The following is a 3396-nucleotide window of genomic DNA, read 5'->3' as shown; positions in this document are numbered from 1 at the left end:
GTCCGGGCCGTGTAGGCCGAGCAGGTCCACGAGTCCCGAGGCGTTCCGGAGCGTGCTCTGCTTGTAGGAGACGAGGCGCGTGTCCGCGCCGGCGCGCGCGGCGGCGAGCGCGCTCGTCAGGCCCGCAAGGCCGCCGCCGATGACCAGGACGTCCGACTCAATCGCCATCCCGCTCCCCTCCGTCGGTGGCCACGTTGCCGTCGTCGCTGCAGCGGTCGCCCGATTCAGTCGCGTCGGCGCTGGGCGGGCCGCTATCGAACCTGGCGAAGTCGACACCGTCTCCGTCCGCGGGGTCGCGGTCGCGGTTCTGCGTCGTGGCGTGCAGCGCGTAGTTCAACATCACCTGGGAGAGCTGTTCGCCCCAGAGCGCGTGGCGCTGGCCCTTCCAGCGCTCCTGGAGCAGGTCGTCCCACGCACGCCGCGCCGTGGCTTCGTCGTAGGCGCCCGCTCCCTCGGCCGCGTCGCCGTGGAGTTCGCTGGCCATCCGGTGACAGCAGAAGCCGCCCTGGCAGTTCCCCATCGACGCACGGGTGCGGATGCGGACGGCGTTGAGGTCCGACCCCGCCTGCCCGATGGCGTCGCGGAGTTCGGCGCGCGTGACCCCCTCGCACTCGCAGATCGTCGGGTTCGGAGCCGCGGTGTCCAGGACGTCCCCGGCACGGGAGCCGAGACGTTCGACGCTCCGGCGGCCGATGGGCGACCGGAGGCCGAACTCGTCCATGTAGTCCCGGAGGACCGAGAACTCCTCGCTGCCGGGGAGCGGGACGTCCGCCGTCCGGCAGTCGGCGTCCACGCCGAACTTCGCGCAGACGTGGTCGGTGACGGCCTCGGCCATCATCCGGTAGGTCGTGAACTTCCCGCCGACGATGCTCGTCAACCCCGGGAGCGAGTCGCGGTCCGCGTGGTCGAGCAGGAAGTAGTCCCGCGTGATGTCGGTGGGGTCGTCGCTGCCGACGTCCGGCGGTTCGTACAGCGGCCGCACCCCCCAAAACGAGCGAATCGTGCGCGCGCTCTCGAGCATCGGCACGAGCTCGGAGAGCGTGTCGATCATGGCGTCGACCTCCCACTGCTCCTCGGGGTAGTCCTCGGGGTCGTCGACCTCCTCGTCGGTGGTCCCGAGAATGGCCGTGGTCTCGTGCGGGACGACGATGTCGGCGTCGCCCTTCGGCCGGCAGCGGTTGATCACGGTGTCGACCTGCCGGACGTTCATGATGGTCATCACGCCCTTCGACGGGCGGACCGCGATGTCGACGCCCGCCATGTCGCCGATGCGGCCGGCCCACGCGCCGGTCGCGTTGATCACGTGGTCGGCCCGAATCTGCTCGGTCCCGCTCTCGGTCCCGTGGACGTGCGTGCCGGGCCCGGACTCGTGTTCGACCTCGAGGCCGACGACCTCGCCGTCCGCCACGAGCAGGTCGGTGACCGTGGAGTGCGTCTCGACGCGCGCGCCGTGTTCCTGCGCGCTGGCGGCGTTCGCCACGACGAGTCGGAACGGGTCGACGGCGCCGTCGGGGACGGAGATCGCCTTCTCGACGTCCGTCGCGAGGTGGGGTTCCATCGCGCGCGCCTCCTCGCCAGTGAGGACCTCGGCGGGAATCCCGCAGGTCCGGCAGCCGGCCAGTTTCTCCTGGAAGTACTCCTCGGAGTCCTCCGGGCGCTTCACGAAGAGGCCGCCGGTCATCTCGACGCAGTGGCTGGCGATGTCGCGGAGCACGCGGTTCTCCCCGATGCACTCCTCGGCGCTGGCCTGGTCGGAGACCGCGTACCTGGCACCGCTGTGCAGGAGGCCGTGCATCCGGCCCGTCGTCCCGTGGGTGAGGTTTCCCTGTTCGACGAGCGTGACCTCGAAGCCTCGCATCGCGAGGTCGCGGGCGATGCCCGTTCCCGTCGACCCGCCGCCGACGACGGCGACGTGTGGTGGCGATGCCATCTGTTCTCTACGGATTCTGCGGCCACCCACTTTATTTTATCGACACCCCCCAGACAATAGTAAATATTGTACTGCGTACCCGGGCATCGGCGCGAGTTCTCGGACCGGGGCCGCGTCTCGGTCCCGCTCGTTCGCGGGCGGCGCGGGACGTTCGACCGGAAGTCGCCGGCCACAGAGAACAGTAGACGCGGCCCTCGCCACGGTGTCTCCGGGCCCCCGATTTCTTTATTGGTATACCCCAAGCATCGGTAACTTTTATGACGGTCGGCCCGCTTGCTACTGCCGAGGCGGCCAACGCATAAAGTGGCCGCCGAGAGAAGACCGCACATGGCACGCACATACGTCGGGGCAATCGACCAGGGGACCACGGGCACCCGCTTCATGGTGTTCGACCACAGCGGCCAGGTCGTCGCGAACGCCTACGAGAAGCACGAACAGATCTACCCGGAGCCCGGCTGGGTCGAACACGACCCCGCCGAAATCTGGGAGAACACCAAGCGGGCCGTCACCACCGGCCTCGTCGACGCGGGCCTGGACGCGTCCCAGCTGGACGCGCTCGGCATCACGAACCAGCGCGAGACCACCGTCGTCTGGGACGCCGAGAGCGGCAGCCCGGTCTACAACGCGCTCGTCTGGCAGGACCGCCGCACCACAGAGCGCGTGGAGGAACTCGAAGCCAACGGCGACGTCGAGATGATCCGCGAGAAGACCGGCCTGGAAGCCGACGCGTACTTCTCGGCGACGAAGACCGAGTGGATTCTGGACAACGCCGACCCCATCAAGCTCCAGCGCACGCGGCCCGAGGACGTCCGCGACCGCGCGGCGGCCGGCGAACTCCTGATGGGGACCATCGACGCCTGGCTCATCTACAAGCTCACCGGGAACCACGTCACCGACGTCTCGAACGCGTCCCGGACGATGCTGTTCAACATCCACGACCTCGAGTGGGACGACGACCTGCTCGCGGAGTTCGACGTCCCCGCCCCGATGCTGCCCGAGGTCCGGCCGTCCTCCGACGAGGAGACGTACGGGACCACCGACCCCGACGGCTTCCTCGAAGCCGAGGTGCCGGTCGCCGGCGCGCTCGGCGACCAGCAGGCGGCGCTGTTCGGCCAGACGTGCTTCGACGAGGGCGACGCCAAGAACACGTACGGCACCGGCTCGTTCTACCTCATGAACACGGGCGCGGACGCCGTCGAGTCCGACCACGGCCTCCTCACCACCATCGGGTTCCAGCGGTCCGGCGAACCCGTGCAGTACGCCCTCGAGGGCGCCATCTTCATCACCGGCGCCGCCATCGAGTGGCTGGAAGACGTCGACCTCATCGACAGCCCCGGGGAGACCGCGAGCCTCGCGCGCTCAGTGGAGTCGACTGACGGCGTCTACATGGTGCCGGCGTTCACGGGGCTCGGCGCCCCCCACTGGGACGGCCGCGCGCGCGGCACCATCGTCGGCATGACCCGCGG

Annotated in this window: 3 protein-coding genes; 1 reads left to right on the top strand and 2 read right to left on the bottom strand. The window is 69.5% G+C overall.

What is annotated here, in order from left to right; genetic code table 11:
- A partial coding sequence (locus tag GRX66_RS17605; RefSeq protein ID WP_159527669.1) for an FAD-binding protein occupies positions 1 to 168 on the bottom strand: 168 nt, incomplete at its 3' end.
- Positions 158 to 1930 (bottom strand): anaerobic glycerol-3-phosphate dehydrogenase subunit GlpA, encoded by a 1773-nt coding sequence (gene glpA, locus GRX66_RS17600; protein ID WP_159527668.1) that lies wholly within the window; start codon positions 1928 to 1930, stop codon positions 158 to 160. The genes GRX66_RS17605 and glpA, both read right to left, overlap by 11 nt.
- A 327-nt stretch (positions 1931 to 2257) precedes the next feature.
- On the opposite strand from glpA, the gene GRX66_RS17595 reads away from it, so the two are divergent.
- The coding region (locus tag GRX66_RS17595; protein WP_159527667.1) for an FGGY-family carbohydrate kinase at positions 2258 to 3396 on the top strand (1139 nt) is incomplete at its 3' end.

This window comes from Halobacterium bonnevillei (assembly GCF_009831555.1).
GTDB classification, from domain to species: domain Archaea; phylum Halobacteriota; class Halobacteria; order Halobacteriales; family Halobacteriaceae; genus Halobacterium; species Halobacterium bonnevillei.
Note: the sequence above shows the minus strand (reverse complement) of the source record. Positions and strands in the feature narration are given on the sequence as shown.

Coding starts and splice junctions, on each gene's coding strand:
- glpA (WP_159527668.1), bottom strand. CDS start 1,930: ATGGCATCGCCACCACACGTCGCCGTCGTCGGCGGCGGGTCGACGGGA.